Source organism: Pseudoflavonifractor sp. SW1122 (assembly GCF_012027765.1).
In the GTDB taxonomy this organism is placed as follows: Bacteria; Bacillota; Clostridia; order Oscillospirales; family Oscillospiraceae; genus Enterenecus; species Enterenecus faecium.
On the sequence record NZ_SJOS01000093.1, the window covers coordinates 1 to 1,850 of the forward strand.

The window sequence follows — 1,850 nt, forward strand, 5'->3', positions numbered from 1 at the left end:
GTCTTGCATGACCTAAAGAGGCGTCCGTTTGTCACTGACACACAGAATATAGTCAATGCTGGTGTGATAAAATTTTGCCAATTGAATGAGGACCCGGGTGGGAATGTCGTTTTCTCCCGTCTCATATTTGGAGTACCCCGTCTGAGACATGCCCAGAAACTTTGCCACCTGGGTTTGGGTCAAATCGGCGTCTTCTCGTAAATCTCGCAATCGGTTCATCATACTTCACCTCTTGCAGAGTATGGCATAACCTGAAACAGAGTATTGACTTCTAACCTGTTTCAGGTTAGAATGAGCAAGAGATGGAACTGTGTTCCGTTATTGGGAGAATGTGGACACAGATTTCCGGTGAAGAGGGAAGAAAAGCGGACCAAACCGTCCATAAGGCCCACCAATATGCCCCCTTCCATATCATGAGAGAAATGGAGTGGAAACAATGAAAAAGAAACTTCTCAGCATTCTGTTGTGCGGCTGTCTGGTTGTGGGGATGTTTCCTGCTGTAGCCTGGGCCGATAACACCCAGGCCACCCAGTCCCCAACCGTAGTAGCAGAAGAAGCAGCCACCAGCGGGGAGTGTGGCCCGAATTTGACCTGGGACTACGACCAGGAGACTCAGACCCTCACCATCTCCGGCACCGGGGAAATGTGGCCTAGACAAGATAACTGGTTTAGTCTTGACGTTGCCCATGTCATCGTGGAGGAGGGAGTTACCTCCATTGGTTCATCTGCTTTCTCTGATTGCGAAAATCTGAGAGATGTTGTCATTCCTGAGGGGGTCACGACCATTGAGTCTGGGGCGTTTCAAAACTGTACCAGCCTAACGAAAGCCAGACTTCCTGAGGGGCTGACGACCATTGGATCGAATGCATTTTTTAGATGTTTTGAACTGTCAGAATTTAATATTCCTGAAAGTGTGACGGAGATTGGAATGTTTGCTTTCAGTGGGTGTAAGAGCCTGACGGAGATTGCCATTCCGAAAGGAGTCACTGCTATTTGGCCCAATGTCTTTGATGGGTGCATTGGCCTGACAAAGGTCAGCATTGCAGAGGGTGTGACAGAAATTGGAATGTATGCCTTCATGGGATGTACCAGCCTGACTGAGCTCGTCCTCCCTGAGAGCGTCACTACCATTGAGAGCTGCGCCTTTTCAAACTGCGACAATCTGACAAGAATTAGCCTTCCTGAGGGGCTTACCACCATTGGGGGAGTTGCCTTTGGTGGGTGCGTCAGCTTGACCGAAATTACCATTCCCAAAGGTGTTACTACCATTGAAAAAGATGCATTTGAAGGATGCAGAAACCTAAATACCATTTTCTTTGGCGGAACCATGGAGGAATGGGAGGCACTGAATGCAGAGGCGTTGTCCTATAATCCATTTATTGTGACCATCGTCTGCGCTGATGGCACCATCCCGGTGGCAGAGCCCAAGGGCGTTTGCGGCGATGATCTGACCTGGAGCTATGATCGGGACTCCAAAACCCTCACCATTTCTGGCACTGGGGATATGTGGGAGTATGATATGACTCCCAGTGATTGGAGAGATTTTGAGATTGCTCACATCGAGTTGGGAAAAGGCATCACCTCCATTGGTAACGGCGCTTTCTACCAATGCTTTGAGCTGGAGGAACTTGTAATTCCCGAAGGGGTGACATCCATCGGAAATAGTGCCATTTACGAATGCACCAGCTTGAAAGAGGTTACCATTCCAGATAGCGTTACCCTGATTGATTACACGGCCTTCCATCGATGCGACAATCTGACCACAGTCTACTACACCGGAACCCAGGAACAGTGGGCAGCCATCTCTGTGGGCGACTACAATGATGTCCTCGCTTCTGCGACCATCCACT

The 1,850-nt window shown here is 49.2% G+C and carries 2 protein-coding genes; one reads left to right on the forward strand and one right to left on the reverse strand.

From position 1 onward, the window contains the following. Nucleotides 1–12: 12 nt before the first annotated feature. A complete protein-coding gene (locus E0L15_RS12120; RefSeq protein ID WP_168125803.1) occupies nucleotides 13–222 on the reverse strand; it encodes a helix-turn-helix transcriptional regulator in 210 nt (69 codons plus the stop codon). A 214-nt stretch (nucleotides 223–436) separates the two neighbouring features. Between E0L15_RS12120 and E0L15_RS12125 the strand changes: the two genes are divergently transcribed. Then, the coding region (locus E0L15_RS12125; RefSeq protein WP_168125805.1) for a leucine-rich repeat domain-containing protein at nucleotides 437–1,850 on the forward strand (1,414 nt) is incomplete at its 3' end.

What these genes read in the sequence shown, in the direction of transcription:
- E0L15_RS12120 (WP_168125803.1), bottom strand. Translation starts at nt 222, where the DNA reads ATGATGAACCGATTGCGAGATTTACGAGAAGACGCCGATTTGACCCAA.